Consider the following 21,616-nt stretch of genomic DNA (forward strand, 5'->3'; position numbering starts at 1 on the left):
ACAAGAAAGGCGGAAACAGCGTGAAGACACTGTGGGCCGTCTCTGACCTGCATATTGCCGTCAAACAGAATGGGCCGAAGCTGGATTTAGTCCAGCCGACGTCACCCGATGACTGGCTTATCGTCGCTGGCGACGTCGCTGAACGCACCGAGTTGATCCTGAAGACACTCTCACTACTCAACTCTCGATTCCACACAGTTATCTGGGTTCCGGGAAACCATGAACTGTTTTCCCGTTCCTCCGACAGCAGTGTTGGCATGGACAAGTACCACGAGCTCGTGGAGGGTTGCCGTCGCATCGGTGTGCTTACTCCCGAGGACCCATACCCGAAGTTCGGTGAGCACACTATCTGCCCACTGTTCACTCTGTACGACTACACCTGGCGACGGCCTGGGATTTCCCCCGAGCAAGCCATCGCGGAAGCACATAAGCGTCAGATCGTCTTCACTGACGAATTTGCCATTAAACCGTTCAAAGATCCGGTCGAATGGTGCCGTGAACGACTGCGCTACAGCGTGCTTCGCCTTGCCCAAGTACAAGGCCCTACGGTTCTGATCAACCACTGGCCGTTGGTCCGCGAAGTAATGGCAGCAGTTTTCGTTAAAGAAATTGGGCTGTGGTCCGGCTCTCGGCATACCCAGGACTGGCCACGCCGCTACCACGCTGACAAAGTCATTTATGGTCATCTGCACATGCCACGAGAGCTCACCGTCGACGGTGTAACCCATGTCGATGTGTCGTTGGGGTACCCACACGAATGGGAATCCCGACCATGGCGGACACAATGGCCGTATCCAGTATTGGAGGTTCGATGATTGTGTTGACCCGGGAAATGCTCCCGACACAAGCAACGTTTCATCAGATGCGGGCAGCCGAAAACTCCTTAGACCACTTCGAAGGCCTGCATCCACTAGAACGCGCCTTGGTATCCGGAGCAGTCGACCACCGCAAAGCCGAATTCGGAGACGCCCGATGGTGCGCCCACCGTGCCATCGAATCCCTGACGGGCCGCCCATCCATGACACCAATCCTGCGCGGCCAACGGGGTATGCCGATGTGGCCTCGTGGCCTAGTTGGCTCCCTGACCCACACCAACGGCTTCCGAGCCGCGGTCGTTGCCCCAAAGAACCAGATGCGCGCCATCGGCGTGGACGCCGAACTTGCCGAACCATTGCCGGAAGGCGTCCTCGGCAGTATTTCGCTGCCAAGCGAACGCTTGAACTTGCACCGCGCTGGGGTGGACTGCGCTGACCGCCTGCTGTTCTGCGCTAAAGAAGCAACCTATAAAGCGTGGTTCCCGCTGACTAACCGTTGGCTCGGTTTCGAAGACGCCGAAATCGACTTGCGCCCAGATGGAACCTTCACCAGCTACATTTTGGCCCGACCAACGCCGGTACACCACATCGAAGGTACGTGGACCATCGACGACGGCTACATCATCACCGTCGCCACCGTCTTTTAAAGCCCGGCAGGCCGCGCCACAAAGACACTCGCAGCTCGCTTGCCAGACTCCTCAATCAAGGCAATAGCCTTGCCATCCGGCGTCACCGCCGCATGCACGCCCTTGAGACCGATCGGCCCCAGCCATTTACCCAGCGCCAGACCAGTGCCTTCCGCTTCCGTGATGTCGCGCACCGGATAACACCGTTTCAATGCGTCATCAAGCGACACTGAAAGCTCAGCCTCACCCGGACGGGCCATTAACGCCTCTAACTCCTGGGCATCGGCCAACGTAAAACTGCCCGACGCGGTACGGCGCAGCGCCGTTAAATGACCGCCGCACCCCAATGCCTGCCCAATGTCACGGGCCAACGCACGGATATACGTGCCGGAAGAACAGTCAACCTCCACGTCAACATCGCACAGCTCGCCAGGGCGAAAATCCAACAGGTCAAACCGCGTAATGGTCACTGGCCGCGCCGGAATCTCCACGGTCTCACCGTCGCGTACCCGCTGATAGGCGCGCTTGCCATCAATCTTCACTGCAGAAACCGCAGACGGGACCTGCATAATATCACCGGTCAGGGCCGCAATCGCCGCCAAAACTTGGTCCTCAGTCACGGACGCGGCGGAACTACTGCTGACAACTTCACCTTCCGCATCGTCGGTAGTGGTGGCTGCGCCGAGGCGAATGGTTGCCGCATAGGACTTGGTGTCCGCCACCAGGTGCGGCAGGAAACGGGTGCCGCGGTTAATACCGACAACCAGCACGCCGGTGGCCATCGGATCCAACGTGCCGGCGTGCCCAACTTTGCGGGTGCCAAATGCGTGGCGCAGTCGGGAAACAACGTCGTGGCTGGTCATTCCGGCTGGTTTGTCAACAATAACGAGCCCGGAATCTGCTATCGGATCAGACATATTGCCATCCTAGGCATTAGAGTGGCTCTGGTGAACATCTGGTATGGCATTGATGAAGTTCCTGTGATGGGTGGCGCTGTGGTCACCGTCGGCACATTCGATGGGGTCCACCGTGGCCATCGCCGACTGATTGGCGCGGCGGTGCAACGCGCCCGGGAACTAGGCCTGCCATGTGTTTTAGTGACCTTCCGCCCACACCCACTGGCCGTGGTGCGTCCCGACCGCGTCCCACCGATGATTTCCCATCTCGGCGATCGCTTCGCATTGGCCCGCGAAGTTGGGGTGGACCACATTTTGGCGGTCAGCTTTACGAAGGATTTGGCGGCGCTGTCTCCGCAAGAGTTCTTTGACCGTTTCCTGCGTGATGGTTTGCAGGCGCGCGCCATTTTGGTGGGGGAGAACTTCACTTATGGCCATAAGGCCGCCGGTACTGTCGATACCCTGCGCGAACAGGGTGCTGCCGCCGGCATTGAAGTGGATATTGTGCCGCTGCTGGTCGACGACAACCAGACAGTGAGCTCTACGTTGATTCGCAACTATTTGGCCGAGGGCAATGTTGAGCATGCCGCGTGGGCGCTGGGTCGGCCATTTTCGGTGGTTGGGGAAGTGATTCACGGCCAGGGTCGCGGGGGTAAGGAGTTGGGCTTCCCAACCGCGAATATTGACTTCGGCGAGAAGATGGCGCTGCCTGCGGACGGGGTCTATGCCGGTTGGTTGTCGATTGAGGATGAAGGTGCCATTGACGGCGATATGCAGGCAGGTGTGCGTTATCCTGCCGCGATTTCGGTGGGCACCAATGTGCAATTCGATGCAGAAGAGCGCACGGTCGAGGCCTTTGTGTTGGACAAGGATGCGCAGCTCTATGGTCGGATCGCGCGGCTGGAGTTTGTGAAATTTATTCGGCCAATGTTGAAGTTCAACGGCGTGGATGAGCTGATTGATGCCATGCATGAGGATGTGCAAAAGACCCGCTCGGCCTGTGCTCATCTGAGCTAGCGCCGCGCTTGGCGGAAGACTGTGCGCCGCCTTATAGCAGGGTTTTGGAGTTCTGCCAGCCGAACTGTTAAGGTGGTGCTTCGGCTGTGACTGTGGTTCACGACAGTTGCTCGAGCGCGCGATGCCAGCTCAACCGCGAGATGCCCGGTCAATCGTTTCATTGATTGTCCAGATTACTCGTCGCGGAGCCTCCCAGTGAACTGAAACAATGAATGGAGAACACCATGGCTCTGGATACCACCAAGAAGAAGGCCATCCTGTCCGAATTTGGTCTGCACGAGACCGACACTGGCTCCCCAGAAGCACAGGTCGCACTGCTGACTGAGCGCATCAACAACCTGACCGAGCACCTGAAGTTCCACAAGCACGATCACCACTCTCGTCGTGGTCTGCTGCTGCTGGTTGGTCGTCGTAAGGGTCTGCTGCAGTACCTGGCAGACAACAACATCGACCGCTACCGTGACCTGATCGCACGCCTCGGCCTGCGTCGCTAAGCTCCGGTCTGCTGAAGACTTTTTCAACCCACGTTCCCTGTCTAGGGGGCGTGGGTTTTTGCTTTTTGACGTTTATGGGTCGGCGAACTGCCTTTTCAAGGCTCGGGCTGTTAAAATGGTGGCCGGTTAATACGAAGAACCAAGAAGAATGCTAGAGGCGGCACCGAAGACCGCCATCTTATGAATAATGAGGAGTGCTCCTTGAGCCCACGCGCCCGTAACAAAGTACGCCGCTCGAACCCAAAGTCTGACAACAAGCAGAACCAGGCAACGAAATATCCGCTGCCAACCCGCAAGATTGAAGCTATCGAGGAAGATGGCATCTGGTTCGCAGAAGCAGAGATCGACAACGGCGACTTCGGTACCCGCACCATCACCTTTGAAACCGGTGAATTGGCCCGCCAGGCCGCAGGTTCCGTCACCGCCTACCTGGATGACGAAACCATGATGCTGGCAACCGTTGCCGCATCCAACCAGCCACGCGATGACCGTGACTTCTTCCCACTGACCGTGGACGTCGAAGAGCGCATGTACGCCGCTGGCCGTATCCCAGGGTCGTTCTTCCGTCGCGAAGGTCGCCCAACCACTGACGCCATCTTGGCGTGCCGTCTGATTGACCGCCCACTGCGCCCAACCTTCATCAAGGGTCTGCGCAATGAGGTTCAAATCATCGTCACCGTCATGTCCTTGGACCCTAAGGACATGTACGATGTTGTCGCGATTAACGCTGCATCGGCTGCGACCGCATTGTCCGGTCTGCCAACCTCCGGCCCAGTCGGTGGTGTCCGCATTGCGCTGATCGCTGACGAAGACCACCCAGAAGGCCAGTGGGTGGCATTCCCAACCCACGAGCAGCACGAAGCAGCGCTGTTTGAGCTGGTCGTCGCTGGCCGCATCGTGGAAAAGAAGGTTGGCGGCAAGACCGTCGAAGACGTCGCCGTCATGATGGTGGAAGCTGGCGCCACCGAATCTGTCCACGAGAAGATCGCTGGCGGCAAGCCAGCCCCAACCGAAACGGTTGTTGCCGACGGTCTGGAAGCTGCCAAGCCATTCATCGCAGAGCTGTGCCATGCACAGATTGCGTTGGCTGAAAAGACTGCCCGCCCAGCAGCGGAGTTCCCAGTATTCCCAGCGTTTACTGATGACATCTACGACGCTGTGGCTAAGTCCGCTTCCGACAAGCTCGCTGAGCTGCTGACCCTGCCAGAAAAGCAGCAGCGTGACGACGCCACCAACGCGCACATGGCGGATATCGTCGAGCAGATCGCGCCGAAGTTCGAAGGCCGCGAAAAGGAAATCACCGCTGCCTACAACGCACTGATGCGTGACATCGTTCGAGACAAGATCCTCACCGAGGGTTTCCGCATTGATGGCCGTAACACCTCGGACATCCGTACCTTGGGCATGGGCGTCGGCCTCATCCCACGGGCACACGGCTCCAGCCTGTTCGAGCGCGGCGAAACCCAGATCCTGGGCGTGACCACGCTGGACATGCTGAAGATGGAACAGCAGATTGACTCGCTGGGCCCAGTAGCGTCCAAGCGCTACTTCCACCACTACAACTTCCCGCCATACTCCACCGGTGAAACCGGCCGCGTTGGTTCGCCAAAGCGCCGCGAAATCGGTCACGGTGCGTTGGCGGAACGTGCGCTGGTCCCAGTCATCCCATCTCGCGAAGACTTCCCGTACACCATCCGTCAGGTCTCCGAGGCTCTCGGTTCGAATGGTTCGACCTCCATGGGCTCGGTGTGTGCATCCACCATGTCGCTGTACAACGCAGGTGTGCGACTGAAGGCTCCAGTTGCGGGTATCGCCATGGGCTTGGTCTCCGGTGAAGTCGACGGCGAAACCGAGTACGTTGCACTGACCGACATCCTCGGCGCAGAAGACGCGTTCGGCGACATGGACTTCAAGGTTGCCGGTACCGAGGAATACATCACCGCGCTGCAGCTGGATACCAAGCTGGACGGCATCCCATCCGAGGTGCTGGCGAGCGCGCTGGAGCAGGCTCGTGAAGCCCGCCTGATCATTCTGGAAACCATGGCGGAAGCTATTGATTCCCCAGATGAAATGAGCCCATACGCACCACGCATTACCTCGGTGAAGGTCCCAGTCAACAAGATTGGTGAGCTCATTGGTCCAAAGGGCAAGACCATTAACTCCATCACCGAAGAAACCGGCGCGGACATCTCCATTGAAGATGACGGCACCGTGTTCATCTCGGCATCCAGCGGCGAAGCTTCCGATGCAGCGATGGAAAAGGTCAACGCAATTGCGAACCCGCAGCTGCCTAAGGTCGGCGAGCGCTTCCAGGGCACCGTGGTGAAGACCACTGCCTTCGGTGCCTTTGTGTCCTTGCTGCCGGGCCGTGACGGTTTGGTGCACATCTCCAAGCTCGGCGGCGACAAGCGCATCGACAAGGTTGAAGATGTTGTCAACGTTGGCGATGAAATCCTGGTAGAAATCGCGGACATCGATAACCGCGGCAAGATCTCCTTGGTCCCAGTCGAAGAGGACTAAAGTTCCCAGCCAACATCCTGGACCGGCAGCTGTGCAAACGCTGCCGGTCCATAGTTGGTTAAGCCACGTTTGACGGCAACTTCGCCCGGCAATATCGACATCGGCAGAATCGTCAACTGCGAAAACAGTGCATGCTCTGCCTGCCGCCCACGGGCGAGCTGTTTCCCGGAATCGAACTCGGTACACAGCCCAGCAACATGCTGCCGCAACGCCGCGTTATCGATTCCGGTCCGCTCGAGGAGACCACCAGGGCCGGTCACATCATCCAAGTTCGCCACGCCATCGGCGAATCGTGCCTCCTGAACTACCAACGCCCCATTGAACGCGCGTCCGTCTTGTTCCGTTCCGAATAACGCGAGTGCGTCCTGACCGGGCCGCTCCACCAGCTCCAATGCAACCCCAATCTCGTGGAGTTGCTGTTGCAATAGTTTTTGCGCCGCACGGGCACTGTCAGTGCGGTCCGTGGCAGGTATGGATATTTCCAAACGTTGCCCCGCTTTGCGACGAATACCGTCGGTTCCTGGTTTCCAACCTGCGTCATCAAGCAATGTCTTTGCTTGCTCTGGGTCGAAATCAACCGTGGCGCTGAGATTGTCTTGGTAGCCCGTTTGCCACGGGAAATACATGAGCGAGTTCGGTGGTTCCTGCGCCGCCGGGATACCTTCGTAGCGGCTAGTTAAAATCTGCTTCCGGTTAGTCGCCGCGAAAATGGCGCGGCGAACCGACGGGTCTCGCAGCGGGCGACTATTGGCGTCTAGGAGGAAGAGTCGTCGGGTAGGAGCTACGCCCTCCAGAATATCGACGCCCTCCATGCCGCGGGCGGATGTCATGCGTTCGCGGATGGACACATCGAGGGCGTTGATTTTGCCGCCTCGAAAAGCGGTTAATGCATCGGCGGCATCGACCTGAATGAAACGTCGTTTCTCTAACTTCGCGGGCTCGCTCCACCAATTGTCGGACCGCTGAAACACAATGGCGCCAGCCTCGGCATCAATAGTGACGAGGGCAAAGGGGCCTGAGCCCCATTCACGCGGCAAATTATTGACAAAGCCGGAGTTGAATTCCTCGGCGGTATCGACTGCCGGATGCAGCACGGTGGGGAAGTAGCGTTGCCAATTCTCCACGGTATTAGTGAAAGTCACGACGGCCTGATTGTGCGACGCGCCTGGTTGTACCGATTCAATCCGGGAGTACACATTGGTGAGCGCTGATTCAAAGTTAGGGTCGGCGCCGCTATTGGCGTGCCATGTCGCGGCGAAGGCTTCCCAGTCCAAGTCGGTGTTGTCCACAAACTTGGCGTTGCGGTCGATGGTGTAGGTCACCACTGTTTTGCCGTCTTTGACTTCCGCTTCAACGTTGTCCAAGAATTCTGCGTTGTAGTGCCACTGGCCTTTCCAGTCGGTTAAGGCTAGCTGTGGCCCGTACCAGTTCCACACGTCCGCAGCGTGTGCTGATGCAGCTTTGTGAAATGGGTTGAACTGCCTGGGCCAAAAATCCAGCGCGGTGGCAAACTCGCCGCCATCGGCGATGGCGTCCCGAGGCTGCGCATTGTAGCTGGAAGGGGAGACGAGATCCGTGTGGATAGGGTCTTCCGGTTGTGGAGCTTCTGCGTCATCGCCGGCAGCAGAGCACGCGGAAAGTAGCAGCGTAACCGCGCATAGCAAACCAGCTGTCTGGTGGGTTCGGGGGACTTGGCGGCCCGAATCGTCAATAAGCAAAATCTTTTCCTCCACGCAATGAACTTACCGACTTCACCGGCCGGAGCGGGCAGTAGTTAGGGTAGAAGGAAGAAATAATGGGATAACCGAATGGAAGGCAGAACCGTGGCAATTAAAGTTGGTGTGTTGGGTGCGCAGGGACGCGTCGGGTCGGCTGTGGTTGCCGCCGTGCAGGCCGCCGAGGATTTGGAGTTGGCTGCAGCGTTGGACGCCGGCGATGACCTCCAGGAGCTTGTTGACGCTGGCGTGCAGGTCGTAGTTGATTTCACCATTCCAGACGCGGTCATGGGCAACCTGGAATTTGTGCTGGCCAACGGCATCCACGCTGTCGTGGGTACCACCGGGTTTACCGCAGAGCGCCTAGCGCAGGTCAAAGAGTGGACGCAGCAGGGAGCTAACGCACTGATTGCGCCGAACTTTGCGATTTCCGCCGTGCTGACCATGAAGTTTGCTGAGCTCGCCGCGCCGTACTTTGAGTCCGCAGAAGTCATCGAGTTCCACCACCCAAATAAGAAGGACGCCCCTTCCGGTACCGCAGTACACACCGCAGAAGGTATTGCGCGGGTTCGCCAGGAGCACGGAATGGCAACGCAGCCGGACGCTACTGAGCAGAGCCTTGACGGCGCGCGCGGCGCCAATGTGGACGGCGTGCCAGTACACGCAGTGCGGATGACCGGCATGGTGGCACATGAAGAAGTCATTTTCGGTACCGAAGGCCAATCGCTGACCATCCGTCAGGACTCCTACGACCGCACCTCCTTCATCCCAGGCGTGTTGGTCGGTGTGCGCAAGATTGCAGAAAACAAGGGCCTGACCGTGGGTCTGGAGCATTTCCTCGGAATGTAGCGGGTACGCTTACCCAAGTAACTGTCCGTCTACGACGCGCTGAGGTGTGCTTCTGTGTCCGATATCGTCCCACTGAATGTGGATCTGATCGCCCATACGGCGTTCAATCCACCGGCTGATATTCCCTGGGAAACTGATGCCGACGGTGGGGAAGCACTGATCGAGTTCGCTGGCCGGGCATGTTATGAAACGTGGGATAAGCCGAATCCACGAACTGCCACCAATGCCGGATACCTCCGCCACATCATGGAGGTCGGGCACACCTCGCTGCTCGAGCATGCAAATGCCACGATGTACATCCGTGGCCTATCGCAAGGGGCAGTGCATGAGCTCATTCGGCATCGGCATTTCAGCTTCAGTCAACTGTCGCAGCGATTTGTCCCGGAATCAGAAAACCGAGTGGTGATTCCAGGGGTCATTGCCGATGATGAAGAACTCCGGGCAGTTTTTGAAAGTTCCGTGGACGCATCCCGCATGGCCTACAACCGCCTACTGGATGCGCTGGAAGAGAAGTTTGCCGACGAACCAAACGCCTTGCTGCGGCGCAAACAAGCCCGGCAAGCAGCCCGCGCAGTGCTGCCAACTGCCACTGAAACACGTATCGTAGTCACTGGAAACTATCGGTCATGGCGCCATTTCATTGGCATGCGTGCCTCCGAGCATGCAGACATTGAAATCCGCTCGCTTGCAATTGCGTGCCTCCGGCTACTTGTAGCCGCAGCGCCCGTGGCCTTCGGAGATTTTGATATCAGCACCCTCCGAGATGGTAGTGAAGTCGCCACCAGCCCCTATGTCATGGAAGGCTAGTCGACTAAATAACTTCAAAGTTTTGCCGAATTTCGGCATGGCGACAACCAACAAACCCTTAAAGAACAGGTATCTTCACCATCATGACCACAGGAATTATCTCCAACCGTGGCACCGAACATTTCGGTGCAGTTGCCGTTGCCATGGTGACTCCATTTGATTCCGACGGAAAGCTGGACATCGACGCCGGCGTCCGCGTAGCAAATCACCTGGTTGATAACGGAGTCGATGGTCTCATCCTCGCTGGTACGACCGGCGAATCCCCAACCACGACGCTGGCGGAGAAAATTGAGCTGCTCAAGGCAGTGAAAGCTTCCGTGGGGGACCGCGCCAAGCTGTGTGCCGGCGCCGGCACCAACGACACTGCAGAATCGATTGAACTGGCCAAGGCTTCGGCTGAAGCCGGTGCGGATTCGCTGCTGGTCGTAACCCCGTACTACTCTCGCCCGAGCCAGGACGGCCTTGTAGCGCACTTTGCCGCTGTGGCAGATGCCACCGACCTGCCGGTCTGCCTCTATGACATCCCGTCGCGTTCGGTAGTGCCGATTGAAACGGAAACTATTTACCGACTTGCCGAGCATCCGCGGATTACCGCAGTTAAGGACGCAAAGGGTAACCTTGGTGCCGCAGCCGAGCTGATTGCTAATACCGACTTGGCTTGGTATTCCGGCGATGATCCACTGAATTTGCCATTCTTGGCAGTGGGGGCCACTGGATTTATCTCGGTGATTGGCCATGCAGTGCCAGCCCAAATGGCGCAACTGCGGAAGAGCTTCGAGGAAGGCGACCTCGCCCGTGCACGGGAAATTAACGCCAGCTTTAAACCACTTGAACGCGCGATGGCCCGTACGGGCGGCGTCGCGTTCGCCAAGGCAGCCCTGAACCTTCAGGGCGTTGAGACAGGAGAACCTCGCTTGCCACAGATTCCACTTTCTGAAGAGCAGCTACAGATGCTTGCCGACGATATGCGTCAGGCAGGTGCCCTGTAAATGACTCAATCTCGTTCCCGTTCGCGCCGCGTTGTCCGCAAAGCAGGCGCGGAGTCTGAAATTGAAGTGACCCAGTCCGAACATCGCGGACCAGCTGATAAGTCTGGCGACAATACCGCCACTACCTCCGAGAAGTCTTCGGACAAGGCGTCCGGCCAGTCCGCCGACCAGCCATCGGAGAAGAAGTCGGACGACAACAAGGGTGGCCGTTCCCAGTCCCGTAGCCGTGGTTCCCGCGGCGGCCGCGGTCGCGGTCGTGGTGGCAACGGTGGCAACAGCAATAGCGGCTCCAACCGTGGTTCCCGCAGTGGCCGTGGCGGACGCGGTGGCCGAGGCCGCCGCAACGTCGTGCAGTCCATGCAAGGCGCTGACCTGACCCAGCCACTTCCGGAACCACCTGCAGCACCACGCAACGGTCTGCGCATTGTTGCCCTTGGCGGCATCTCGGAAATCGGCCGCAACATGACCGTTTTCGAGTACCACAACCGACTGCTGATCGTTGACTGTGGTGTGCTCTTCCCAAGCTCCGATGAGCCAGGCGTTGACCTGATCCTGCCGGACTTTTCCTACTTGGAAGGCAAGTGGGACCGCGTCGAAGCGGCAATCATTACCCACGGACACGAAGACCACATCGGTGCCATCCCATGGCTGCTGAAGCAGCGCGGGGATATTCCAATTGTCGGTTCCCGCTTTACCTGCGCGCTGATTGCTGCGAAGTGTCAGGAACACCGTCAGCGTCCAAAGCTGGTGGAAGTCAATTCCGACAGCACCAAGGACTTTGGCCCGTTCAACCTGCGTTTCTACGATGTCAACCACTCCATCCCAGAGTGCCTCGGCCTGGCCATTAAGACCGGTGCCGGCCTGGTTGTAATGACCGGTGACATCAAGCTGGACCAGACCCCGCCAGATGGTCGCCCAACTGACCTGCCAGCGATGTCCCGGTTCGGCGACGAGGGTGTCGACCTGTTCATGTGCGACTCCACCAACGCGACCACCCCTGGTGTGTCTGGTTCGGAAGCAGACATCGCACCAACGTTGCACCGCATCATCTCGGAAGCTCGTCAGCGAGTTATCGTGGCCTGCTTTGCCTCCAACGTGTACCGCGTACAGGCAGTTATCGATGCAGCTGTGAAGTCGAACCGCAAGGTTGCCTTCAATGGTCGCTCGATGATCCGCAACATGCGGATTGCGCAGCAGCTGGGCCTGCTGGAAGCACCAGAAGGCACCATCGTGGAAATGAACGATGCTGCACGGATGGCACCACACAAGGTTGTGCTGGTCACCACCGGTACCCAGGGTGAACCAATGGCGGCATTGTCCCGCATGGCTCGTCGGGAGCACCGCCAGATCACGGTCCGCGCCGGCGACATCATTGTGCTGTCTTCGTCGCTGGTGCCAGGCAACGAAGAAGCAGTCTTCGGTGTCATCAACATGCTGTCCCAGATCGGCGCTACGGTCATCACTGGCCGCGACGCCAAGGTGCACACCTCTGGTCACGGTTACTCCGGCGAGCTGCTCTTCCTGTACAACGCAGTGCGTCCGTCCAACGCGATGCCAATGCACGGCGAATGGCGCCACCTGCGTGCCAACAAGGAACTGGCTATTTCCACTGGTGTTGCTGCCGACAACTGTGTGCTGGCACAAAATGGTGTCGTGGTGGACTTGGTCGATGGCCAGGCACGCGTCGTTGGTCAGATTCCAGTCGGTAACCTCTACGTCGATGGCACCACCATGGGCGATATTGGCGCCGATGTGCTCTCCGAGCGTGGCGAAATGGGCGAGGGCGGCCTCGTTAACGTCACCGTGGTGATTGACAACCGCACCGGCCGACCAATCAATAAGCCAAGCGTGACGACCCGCGGTTTCTCGGACGACGCTAAGCGGATGGTTCCGGAAATCGAAGAAGTCGTGGATAACGTCATGCTTGACCAAGCCGGCTCGGGTGAAAACAACCCGTACCGCATGGCTCAGGAAGTCCGCCGCAAGGTTTCCCGCTTTGTCCAAGACAAGTGGAAGCGTAGCCCGATGGTGATTCCTACTATCGTGCCAATCCTGGTTGACGACGACCCAGTGGAAGACGAAGAACTGGAAACTGTGCGACCAAGCCAGTAACTGGAATGGCGGGCGTTAGTTGCTTGCCACAATCGTTATCCCAAGCTCATACTCTCGGCAGTAGCCTTAGGGTATGAGCTTTTCTGGATCTGAACGCAATGCACTCGCCAACCTTCTAGAAGAAAAGGGCCCAGACGCACCAACACTGTGCGATGGCTGGACCACCCATGACCTCGCCGCCCACCTCGTTGCCCGAGAAAACCGTCCAGACGCTATCTTGGGCAAGCTACTGTTTAACAAAGCAGAACGTAATGATGAGATTGAGGCGGAGTTTGCGCGCCAACCGTTTGAAGTGCTCGTCGACAAGTTCCGCGGTGGGGCACCGAAATGGTCCCCGATGAATTGGGCCGACCGCTACATCAATATGGCCGAGTATTTTGTCCACCTTGAAGATGTTCGCCGTGCAGAACCTGGTTGGGAACCGCGCGAGTTACCGCCAAGCGCACATAAGGAACTGTGGCAGCTGCTGAAGCTGACTGCTCCGCGGATGTTGGGCAAGTCCACCAAAACAGTGGTGATGATGCGCACGGATGGGGCCGCACTGACTGCGCACGACAGCCACTCGGGTGATTCGGTGACTATTCGTGGTGATGTGGGTGAATTGGTGCTTTGGCTGTACGGCCGGGACGGGACCCGGGTTGAGGTTGACGGCGACATGACTGGAGTACACCGCACCGAGTTGTGACACGCCGATCACCTGGGAAGGCAGTTACTTATGTGAATGGTGTGACTTAAGGGGCTATTGTATGCACTATGTCAACATCCAGTCGCTCGCGTTCGTCAGCTACGCGGCCCCAAACTCGGGCCGCAGGCCGTCCTGCCATGTCTAATCGCAACAACCGCAGCACCCGGCCATCGGGACCTACGACCTCCACCGAGGAATTCGAGCGCACTGGAAGTGCTTTTAACGCTGTCGGCCGTGGCCTCGCCTCGGCATGGGGCGGTGCCGCTAAAGGCGTTTCCGGGCTCACCCGCAGCCTTGCTGGCCGAAAAATCGCCAACCGGCCTGCCGCCGAAGATGACTTCGACGAACCCATCGACAATGAAGCGGACACCGAATACCTTGACGCTGCAGAGACCAGCGACAGTGGGGAAGGAGAGCCAGCCCCTGACCGCGACGGTATTTCGCTAGCCATTCTCGGCCTTGCCATCGTCTTGGCCTGCTCGGTGTGGTTCGGCTTGGCCGGACCCGTCGGCGCTGGCATTGAAGCTGCAGTCAGATCCGTCATCGGTGTTGGCGCGTTTGCGCTGCCATTAGTGTTGGTCGGCGTTGCGCTGGGCCTGATGCTCCGCGTCAATTACGCCACCCTCGGCGGAGCAGTCAAGCCTCGACTCTGGACTGGCGGCAGCATCATCGTCGTATCGATGCTCTCCCTGGTCCACATTGGTGCCGGCCGACCACGCGACTGGGCCGGCCGCCAAGAGGCTGGCGGCGTCATCGGCCAGCTCATCGGTGGCCCGCTGGCCACCGGCTTTACCGCGTGGGTAGCCGTTCCATTGTTGCTCATCGCGATCTTCTATGGCTGCCTGCTCTTCTCCGGCACCACCATTGGCCAAGTCATTGATGCCTGCCGTGGTTTCCTTGGTTACGGTTTGTCGCTGCGTTCCGGTTCCACCGCGAATTCGGAGCTTATTGACGAACAGGATCTGGCTGACGACCCGATTGACAACAATCTCCATGACCTCGGTCGAGCACCAGTCGCAGCAACTCGGCCCCGCCGGAGCCCACGCCGCGCGCCTCGAAACGCAGCAGCTGATCTGCCAGCAGACCTACCAACTGATACTCGACCATCGCGGGCGCGCCGCCAGGCCAGCCCGATGGATAACTATCCAGTCACTCCAGTTGGAGAACCAGAACTGCCATTTGAGGACGACGACGAATTTGGTGACATTGCTGAATCAGCAGTTGCTGCCGCAGCGCCAACACCGACCCGCTCGATGCGTCGGCCGGCACCAGCAAACTGGGATGATGATCCAGCGACTGATGAGATTCCGGTAGTCACTTCGGCAGCCCCAACCCGTCAACAAGCCCCACAACGGGCAGCACAACCGCAACCGGTCGTCACCAACGACGCGGCAGACGCGGTGGGTGCAGGTGAGGCAGCAGCCGAGGAAGTAGGCAACGGCGACGAAGCCGTCTCCGAGGCAATGAAGGCACGGATGGCGATGATTGCGGCGCGCTCAGGCATTGACGCGTCGAAGATCCCAGCCTCGACCCCGGCGTCGGAACTGCAGAAGGACGAACCGGCACGCGAAGCACGCCAACCAGAAGGCGACTACAAACTGCCATCGACCTCGCTGCTCATTGATGGTGACGCGCCAAAAACCCGAACCGCTGCCAATGACCGCATCATCGAAGCGCTCACTGAAGTGTTCGCAGAATTCAACGTGGACGCAGCAGTCACCGGCTTTTCGCGTGGACCAACAGTGACTCGCTACGAAATCGAACTCGGCCAAGCCGTGAAGATTTCGAAGATCACTGGGCTGCAGGACAATATTGCCTACGCCGTAGCAACCGACAACGTGCGCCTGCTCACGCCGATCCCAGGCAAATCTGCCGTCGGTGTGGAAGTGCCAAATGACGACCGTGAAATGGTGCGTCTAGCGGATGTGCTGAATGCGCCGGAGACGGTGGCGAACTACGACCCGATGCTCATTGGGCTTGGCAAGAACATTGAAGGCGAATTCATTTCGCACTCGTTGCAGAAGATGCCACACCTGCTGGTTGCCGGTTCGACCGGTTCCGGTAAGTCTGCGTTCATTAACTCCATGCTGGTGTCGCTGCTGACGCGGGCAACGCCAGAAGAAGTGCGTCTGATTCTGGTGGACCCGAAGATGGTGGAACTGACACCATATGAAGGTATTCCGCACCTGATCACGCCGATTATCACTCAGCCGAAGAAGGCAGCGTCGGCACTGCAGTGGTTGGTGGAAGAGATGGAGCAGCGCTACCTGGACATGAAGCAGTCTCGGGTGCGCCACATTAAGGACTTCAACCGCAAGGTGAAATCCGGTGAAATCACCGCGCCGCTGGGTTCAGAGCGTGTGTACAAGCCGTACCCAATGATCGTTGCGATCGTGGACGAGCTAGCGGATCTGATGATGACTGCGCCGCGGGAAATTGAAGATTCCATTGTGCGTATTACCCAGAAGGCACGTGCCGCCGGTATTCACTTGGTGCTGGCAACGCAGCGCCCATCGGTCGATGTCGTCACCGGTCTGATTAAGTCGAATGTGCCGTCGCGACTGGCGTTTGCGACATCCTCATCTACCGACTCACGCGTCATTTTGGACCAGGTTGGTGCCGAGAAGCTCATCGGTATGGGCGACGGGCTGTTCATCCCGCAAGGTGCGTCGAAACCGGTACGTATGCAGGGTGCCTTCGTCTCCGACGACGAGATCCAAGCAGTGGTGGAAGCGGCGAAGCAACAGGCAGAACCGGACTACACCGAGGGCGTCACCGAAGACAAGCAGGCCGAAGCTGAAAAGAATATCGACCCAGATATCGGTGATGACTTGGAAGACCTGCTGCTGGGCGTTGAAGCCGTGGTGCAGGCCCAGTCGGGTTCCATCTCCATGCTGCAACGCAAACTGCGCATTGGTTTCGCGCGTGCAGGCCGCCTGATGGACCTGATGGAAACCCGCGGTGTGGTCGGACCATCCGAAGGCTCCAAGGCACGTGAAGTGCTGATTAAGCCAGAGGAGTTGGACACCATTTTGTGGATGATTAAGGGTGCCGACCCGAAGGACGCGCCGAAGGAAGACGCGGCCGACGACGAAGATGTCAACGTCGTTGATGCCAACCCGACGCAAGGGATGTTTTAGCTGAAAGGCGTGATTTGGCGCCCCGCCGCGAACATCGCCTATAGTGGGGGCTTGTTCCGGAGGGGAGTATCCCCACTCGTAACTGCGGCCGTCAACACGGTTTGCTGCCAGGGTTTCCCACAACCCACGGCGGCCCCGGCCCAGTTAGCTCCGCGCAAGCGGAGTGGGAGAGACCTCCACAATGACGAACTGTTGTGGAGGTTTTTGCATGCACGTGCCCTTGTCCATCTGGATTATTTCCGCGATTGTGGTGGTCGGTTTCATCACTTTCGACTTCTATTCCCATGTGCGCACACCGCACGAACCGTCACTCAAAGAAGCGGGCTACTGGACGCTGTTCTATGTCGTGATGGCCGGGATCTTCGGTACGTTCCTGTACTTCTACTGGGGACATGACCGTGGCATTGAATTCTTCTCCGGCTATGTCACCGAAAAGGCGCTCTCCGTCGACAACCTCTTTGTCTTCGCGCTGATCATTGGCACCTTCAAAATCCCACGGAAGTACCAGCAGAAGGTGCTGCTGCTGGGCATTGCGATGGCGCTGGTGTTCCGCACCGTATTCATTGTCGCTGGCGCCGCGGTGATTACTGCTTGGTCTGATGTCTTCTACCTGTTCGGTATTTTCCTGCTGTACACCGCAGTGAAAACCATCATCGACGAAGTCAAGGATGAGCCAGATCCAGACCCGAAGGACATGGCGGTCATCAAGGTACTGCGCAAAGCCGTCCCAATTTCGGACAATTACGACAAGGACCGGCTGCTCACCCGCATCAACGGCAAGCGTTACTTCACACCGTTGGCGGTCGCACTGGTGTCCATTGGCTTCGTTGACTTGATGTTTGCCTTTGACTCCATCCCGGCTATTTATGGCCTGACGAGCGAGCCATACATTGTGTTCACTGCAAACGCCTTGGCGCTGATGGGGCTGCGCCAAATGTACTTCCTGCTGGATGGTCTGTTGGACCGCCTGATTTACCTGGCGTGGGGCTTGGGCGCCATCTTGGCGTTCATTGGTGCCAAGCTGATTCTGCACGCGCTGCATGAGAACAACCTGCCGTTCATTAATGGCGGCGAGAATGTGGCGGTGCCGGAGATTTCCACGTGGGTGTCCCTGGCCTTCATCGTGGTGACGCTCGCGGTGACCGTGGTTGCTTCCTGGCTGAAGAATATGCGGGATAAGAGCCAAGGCGCGGTGCCAGTGCCATGGTCGGATGCGCTGAATGTTCACGACGGCGCTGACGGCAAGGAAAACAACGCGGGTTAGACTGGCTACGTGACCAAATCTGAATCCACCGTCTCTGCTTGGAACGTGCCGAATGCCCTGACCGTTTTCCGGATCCTGGGTGTTCCGGTGTTCTTGTGGCTGCTACTGAGCCACGGTGGGGAAGACACGACATTCCGCTGGTGGGCATTGGGCGTGTTCACGCTGCTTATGGCCACCGACAAGTTAGACGGCGACCTTGCCCGCAAGTACAACCTGATTACCAACTTCGGCAAAATCGCGGACCCGATTGCGGACAAAGCATTGATGATCGGCGCATTGGTTGGGCTGAACATTATCCAGGTGCTGCCATGGTGGGTGACGGTCATCATTGTGATCCGCGAGCTAGGTATCACCATCTGGCGCATGTTTATGCTGCGCCGCGGCAAGGTTGTGCCTGCGTCTAAGGGCGGCAAGCTGAAAACCACGACGCAGACGTTGGCGGTGTTCTTGTTCATTCTGCCGATTGCCGGTTGGGTCACCACTGTCGCCTGGGTAGTGATGATTGCCGCGCTGATTATTACGGTCGTTACCGGTATTCAGTACCTGCTGGATGCCCGAAAGTTGGCATGAGTAGTTCTTTCGCTGTTCCAGATGCCTCCGTTGTTTCCCGCCTTGTGCGCATCCTTTTGGAGCGCGGGCTCACTATTGCGGCTGCTGAATCCCTCACGGCCGGCAAGTTTATGGCCACGCTCGCAGATGTCCCCGGCACGTCCGGGACGCTACGCGGTGGGTTTGTCGCCTACGCCACAGATTTAAAAGCGGAGCTTGTTGACGTTCCGGAGGATGTGTTGGCGACCGATGGTCCTGTGGCGGAGTCCACAGCAATGTATTTGGCACTCGGGGCGCAGCAGCGCTGCAGCGCGGACATTGGTGTGGGACTGACCGGAGTTGCTGGACCAACGGAACAGGATGGCCACCCTGTGGGCGAAGTCTGGCTGGGCTTCGCGTTACCTGGCCAAGAACCCGTGGCTGAACGGCATCAGTTCGCTGGTTCGCGTGCGCAAATCCGTAAACAAGCGGTTGCCGCGGCGGTATCCTCGCTAGTAGCCCGGCTCGGGAACAAAAGTGGTTCCTCGGACGTTGGACAGAGTAATGGGAAATAAATCAATGGTTTTAACTGCACCGCAACCGCGTATTCCGGATTCGCCGGCGCTGTTGGCTCGGGAGCCTGAGCCACTGCTGCGCGAAGCCTTGGGGGAGGCCCTGCGGTCCCGTCGTGCTGCGTCGGGTTCCTCGCTTCGCGATATTTCTGAGCTCGCGGCTATCAGCCCGGGTTATCTGTCGGAGTTGGAGCGGGGACGCAAGGAAGTGTCCTCGGAATTGCTCGCTTCGATTTGCTCGGCGTTGGATGTCACGGTCTCCGATGTTGTGCTTGACGCTGCCAGTAGCATGGCGTTGTCTGCTGCTGCGGATGAGCTTGCTGCAGCATGTTCAACCCGCGGGTAAGTTAAGCTCAGTAACGCGCAATAAATTCTTTTACACAATAGATGCTGAAGGAAGGCTCTGGAATAACCATGGCGAACCCGTTTGTTAAAGCTTGGAAGTACCTGATGGCGCTGTTCGACTCGAAGATCGAGGAGAACGCCGACCCGAAGGTACAGATTAAGCAAGCTATCGAGGATGCCCAGCGCCAGCACCAGGAGCTCTCTCAGCAGGCCGCAGCTGTCATCGGTAACCAGCACCAGCTGGAGATGCGCTTGACCCGTCAGCTGGCGGATATTGAAAAGACGCAGAGCAACACCCGTCAGGCACTGGAATTGGCTGACAAGGCTCGTGCCGAAGGCGACGAAGCGAAGGCTGTCGAATACGAAAACGCTGCGGAAGCCTTTGCTGCACAGCTGGTGACTGCGGAACAGTCTGTTGAAGACTTGAAGGCAATGCACGACCAGTCGCTGCAGCAGGCCGCACAGGCCCGCAAGGCCGTCGAGCGCAACTCGGTGGCACTGCAGCAGAAGGTTGCCGAGCAGACCAAGCTGCTGTCGCAGTTGGAGCAGGCGAAGATGCAGGAGAAGGTCTCCGAGTCGCTGAAGTCGATGAACGAGCTGTCCTCCGGCTCCACTCCTAACCTGGATCAGGTTCGGGACAAGATTGAGCGTCGCTACGCGAACGCCTTGGGCCAGGCAGAACTAGCACAGAACTCCGTTCAGGGTCGTATGGCTGAGGTCGAGTTCGCTGGTGTGCAGCTGGCTGGTCACTCTCGCCTGGAGCAGATTCGCGCTCAGATGAACCAGGACAAAGCAATTGAATCGGGAACTTCGCACCAGGGCCAGCTGAACCCAGGCACCGGCGCGCAGACCAACCCAGAAGTTGCCGCTAAGCTGCGCGAACTGCGCGGCCAGTAAGCACAAAAATGCATGGCTGCCAGCGCAGCCACACCGATGGCCTAGTCACCCACACCACGGGCGGCTAGGCCATCAGCCATATTTCGGGCCCGATTAATTGTCCGAACGATAACTGGCACTCCGAAAGCCAGCACAGACATCCCCAAGCCGCGGGCCTTCCGGGCATCGCGGACATCAAGCACAGTCTGGAGCTGCAACGGAATCATCCGCAGCGTCAGCGACAAAGTCAGCACAATCGTGTCCACCGGCACGCCAATCTTCCGGGTAGGGGCGAGGACTGCTTCGAGTGCGTCCATCATGTCGCTGACTTTCGTAGTCAGCGTCAACAGCGTCGCCGCGACCACTGACGCCAGCACGGTAATAGTCGTAATCAGCCCCTGCTCCCACTTGCCATAAAAAGCCTGAATGATGGCAATGAACATGAGGAAAGGTAAGGCAGGCAGGAGCTGCCCTAACGCCACCCGCCAAGGAATCCGCGCAACACCGTACCCTAGGCCCGAAAAGGCCAGCACTCCGAGCGCCGGCCCCAATCCGTCAATAAGCACGGTGATGGCGATAATGAACAGCACAACCGCAATCATTTTCCAGCCAGGCCGGGTGCGGTGAATGATGGACGTACCGGGAACGTAGAGGCCAAGGGTGAGGTTCATGCCAGCGGTTCCTGCAGCATTCGGGCGGTGTAGTCGGCGACGACGTCGGCCGGGGTGCCGTCTGCCACAATGTGGCCGTCGTCGATGCAGAGCACGCGGTCGAAGCCGTCAAGCAAGTCCAAGTCATGGGTGACGACGACAAGTTGCTGGTCCAACTGCTGCAATGTGTGCGCAATCATTCGGCGATTGCGCAGGTCAAGCAGGGTAGTGGGTTCATCGGCGACGATGATATCTGGCTCCAGCACCAACACCGCGGCCAGCGCCAACAACTGCTTTTGCCCACCGGAAAGCGTGTGCGGCGACTGGTCCGCCTGATTCTCCAACCCGAACCGGTTCAAGACCTCCTGCACCTTCTGCTTTCGGACGTCTTTTGGCAGTTTGGTCTGGCGCAGGGAGAAGTCAATGTCTTCGGCGACAGTCGGCATCACAATTTGGTTGTCCGCATCAGAAAAGATGAACCCCACCTTTTTACGGACCTGTTTGCCATGCTTTGCGACGGATAGGTCGTCGACGGAAACAGAACCAGAGGTCGGGTCAGTCAGGCCATTGATAAGGCGCATAAATGTCGACTTGCCGCCGCCATTCGGGCCGATGATGCCAATGCGACGCTCCGTGAGTGTGCAACAGATGTCGCGAAGGACTGGGGCACCCTGAAAAGACTTGCTGACGTGGTCGAAGACGATGCTGGGCATGAC

The 21,616-nt window shown here is 58.4% G+C and carries 19 protein-coding genes and 1 pseudogene; 16 read left to right on the top strand and 4 right to left on the bottom strand.

Annotated elements, in window-relative coordinates; genetic code table 11:
• The first annotated feature begins 20 nt into the window (after positions 1-20).
• Together A3EC_RS0103695 and A3EC_RS0103700 are read left to right on the top strand one after the other, a co-directional pair.
• Positions 21-815, top strand: coding sequence for a metallophosphoesterase family protein (locus A3EC_RS0103695; RefSeq protein WP_018023822.1), 795 nt, complete (start codon positions 21-23; stop codon positions 813-815).
• On the top strand, positions 812-1,462 hold the full coding sequence (locus A3EC_RS0103700) for a 4'-phosphopantetheinyl transferase family protein (protein ID WP_018023823.1): 651 nt from the start codon (positions 812-814) through the stop codon (positions 1,460-1,462). The genes A3EC_RS0103695 and A3EC_RS0103700 overlap by 4 nt, the downstream gene beginning before the upstream one ends.
• Here A3EC_RS0103700 and truB read toward each other — a convergent pair.
• Positions 1,459-2,358 carry a tRNA pseudouridine(55) synthase TruB gene (gene truB / locus A3EC_RS0103705; protein ID WP_018023824.1) on the bottom strand — a complete coding sequence of 300 codons (900 nt, stop codon included), beginning with the start codon at positions 2,356-2,358 and terminating at the stop codon, positions 1,459-1,461. The two genes, A3EC_RS0103700 and truB, sit on opposite strands and share 4 nt — an antisense overlap.
• A gap of 21 nt (positions 2,359-2,379) precedes the next feature.
• Between truB and A3EC_RS0103710 the strand changes: the two genes are divergently transcribed.
• The 3 genes from A3EC_RS0103710 to A3EC_RS0103720 all read left to right on the top strand — a co-directional run bounded on the left by A3EC_RS0103710 (position 2,380) and on the right by A3EC_RS0103720 (position 6,368).
• Positions 2,380-3,354 carry a bifunctional riboflavin kinase/FAD synthetase gene (locus tag A3EC_RS0103710; protein ID WP_018023825.1) on the top strand — a complete coding sequence of 325 codons (975 nt, stop codon included), beginning with the start codon at positions 2,380-2,382 and terminating at the stop codon, positions 3,352-3,354.
• A gap of 224 nt (positions 3,355-3,578) precedes the next feature.
• The gene (gene rpsO, locus A3EC_RS0103715) at positions 3,579-3,848 is read left to right on the top strand and encodes a 30S ribosomal protein S15 (RefSeq protein WP_026162171.1); all 270 of its coding nucleotides are present in this window, start codon (positions 3,579-3,581) and stop codon (positions 3,846-3,848) included.
• Positions 3,849-4,028: 180 nt separating this feature from the next.
• Positions 4,029-6,368, top strand: coding sequence for a polyribonucleotide nucleotidyltransferase (locus A3EC_RS0103720; RefSeq protein WP_018023827.1), 2,340 nt, complete (start codon positions 4,029-4,031; stop codon positions 6,366-6,368).
• On the opposite strand, the gene A3EC_RS0103725 is transcribed toward A3EC_RS0103720, so the two are convergent.
• Positions 6,365-8,101, bottom strand: coding sequence for an ABC transporter family substrate-binding protein (locus tag A3EC_RS0103725; protein ID WP_018023828.1), 1,737 nt, complete (start codon positions 8,099-8,101; stop codon positions 6,365-6,367). The genes A3EC_RS0103720 and A3EC_RS0103725 overlap by 4 nt on opposite strands.
• A gap of 75 nt (positions 8,102-8,176) precedes the next feature.
• Here A3EC_RS0103725 and dapB point away from each other — a divergent pair, with 75 nt between their 5' ends.
• The 11 genes and pseudogenes from dapB to A3EC_RS0103780 all read left to right on the top strand — a co-directional run.
• Entirely contained in the window at positions 8,177-8,932 is a 756-nt protein-coding gene (gene dapB / locus A3EC_RS0103730; protein WP_018023829.1) for a 4-hydroxy-tetrahydrodipicolinate reductase, read from the top strand.
• A gap of 54 nt (positions 8,933-8,986) precedes the next feature.
• Entirely contained in the window at positions 8,987-9,739 is a 753-nt protein-coding gene (thyX, locus tag A3EC_RS0103735) for an FAD-dependent thymidylate synthase (protein WP_018023830.1), read from the top strand.
• 83 nt (positions 9,740-9,822) lie between these two features.
• Positions 9,823-10,728, top strand: a complete 906-nt coding sequence (gene dapA, locus A3EC_RS0103740) for a 4-hydroxy-tetrahydrodipicolinate synthase (RefSeq protein ID WP_018023831.1) — start codon at positions 9,823-9,825, stop codon at positions 10,726-10,728.
• Positions 10,729-12,840, top strand: coding sequence for a ribonuclease J (locus tag A3EC_RS0103745; RefSeq protein ID WP_018023832.1), 2,112 nt, complete (start codon positions 10,729-10,731; stop codon positions 12,838-12,840).
• Between the two features lie 73 nt (positions 12,841-12,913).
• On the top strand, positions 12,914-13,525 hold the full coding sequence (locus tag A3EC_RS0103750; RefSeq protein ID WP_018023833.1) for a TIGR03085 family metal-binding protein: 612 nt from the start codon (positions 12,914-12,916) through the stop codon (positions 13,523-13,525).
• 137 nt (positions 13,526-13,662) lie between these two features.
• Positions 13,663-16,665: an FtsK/SpoIIIE family DNA translocase gene (locus A3EC_RS11265; protein WP_018023834.1), complete on the top strand. Its 3,003-nt coding sequence runs from the start codon at positions 13,663-13,665 to the stop codon at positions 16,663-16,665.
• 208 nt (positions 16,666-16,873) lie between these two features.
• On the top strand, positions 16,874-17,929 hold the full coding sequence (locus tag A3EC_RS11270) for a TerC family protein (RefSeq protein ID WP_018023835.1): 1,056 nt from the start codon (positions 16,874-16,876) through the stop codon (positions 17,927-17,929).
• 9 nt (positions 17,930-17,938) lie between these two features.
• Positions 17,939-18,499 carry a CDP-diacylglycerol--glycerol-3-phosphate 3-phosphatidyltransferase gene (pgsA, locus tag A3EC_RS0103765; protein ID WP_018023836.1) on the top strand — a complete coding sequence of 187 codons (561 nt, stop codon included), beginning with the start codon at positions 17,939-17,941 and terminating at the stop codon, positions 18,497-18,499.
• Positions 18,496-19,032, top strand: coding sequence for a CinA family protein (locus tag A3EC_RS0103770; RefSeq protein ID WP_018023837.1), 537 nt, complete (start codon positions 18,496-18,498; stop codon positions 19,030-19,032). Before pgsA ends, A3EC_RS0103770 begins: the two co-directional genes overlap by 4 nt.
• Complete coding sequence (locus A3EC_RS0103775; protein ID WP_026162174.1) at positions 19,022-19,375, top strand: helix-turn-helix domain-containing protein; 354 nt, start codon at positions 19,022-19,024, stop codon at positions 19,373-19,375. Before A3EC_RS0103770 ends, A3EC_RS0103775 begins: the two co-directional genes overlap by 11 nt.
• 68 nt (positions 19,376-19,443) lie before the next feature.
• Positions 19,444-20,187 (top strand): annotated as a pseudogene (locus A3EC_RS0103780) (PspA/IM30 family protein); the annotation flags it as partial.
• Between the two features lie 125 nt (positions 20,188-20,312).
• Here A3EC_RS0103780 and A3EC_RS0103785 read toward each other — a convergent pair.
• Together A3EC_RS0103785 and A3EC_RS0103790 are read right to left on the bottom strand one after the other, a co-directional pair.
• Positions 20,313-20,921, bottom strand: a complete 609-nt coding sequence (locus tag A3EC_RS0103785; protein WP_018023840.1) for an energy-coupling factor transporter transmembrane component T family protein — start codon at positions 20,919-20,921, stop codon at positions 20,313-20,315.
• Positions 20,918-21,613 carry an energy-coupling factor ABC transporter ATP-binding protein gene (locus tag A3EC_RS0103790; RefSeq protein ID WP_018023841.1) on the bottom strand — a complete coding sequence of 232 codons (696 nt, stop codon included), beginning with the start codon at positions 21,611-21,613 and terminating at the stop codon, positions 20,918-20,920. The genes A3EC_RS0103785 and A3EC_RS0103790 overlap by 4 nt, the downstream gene beginning before the upstream one ends.
• Positions 21,614-21,616: the final 3 nt, after the last annotated feature.

This window comes from Corynebacterium ulceribovis DSM 45146, from assembly GCF_000372445.1.
Lineage (GTDB): Bacteria > Actinomycetota > Actinomycetes > Mycobacteriales > Mycobacteriaceae > Corynebacterium > Corynebacterium ulceribovis.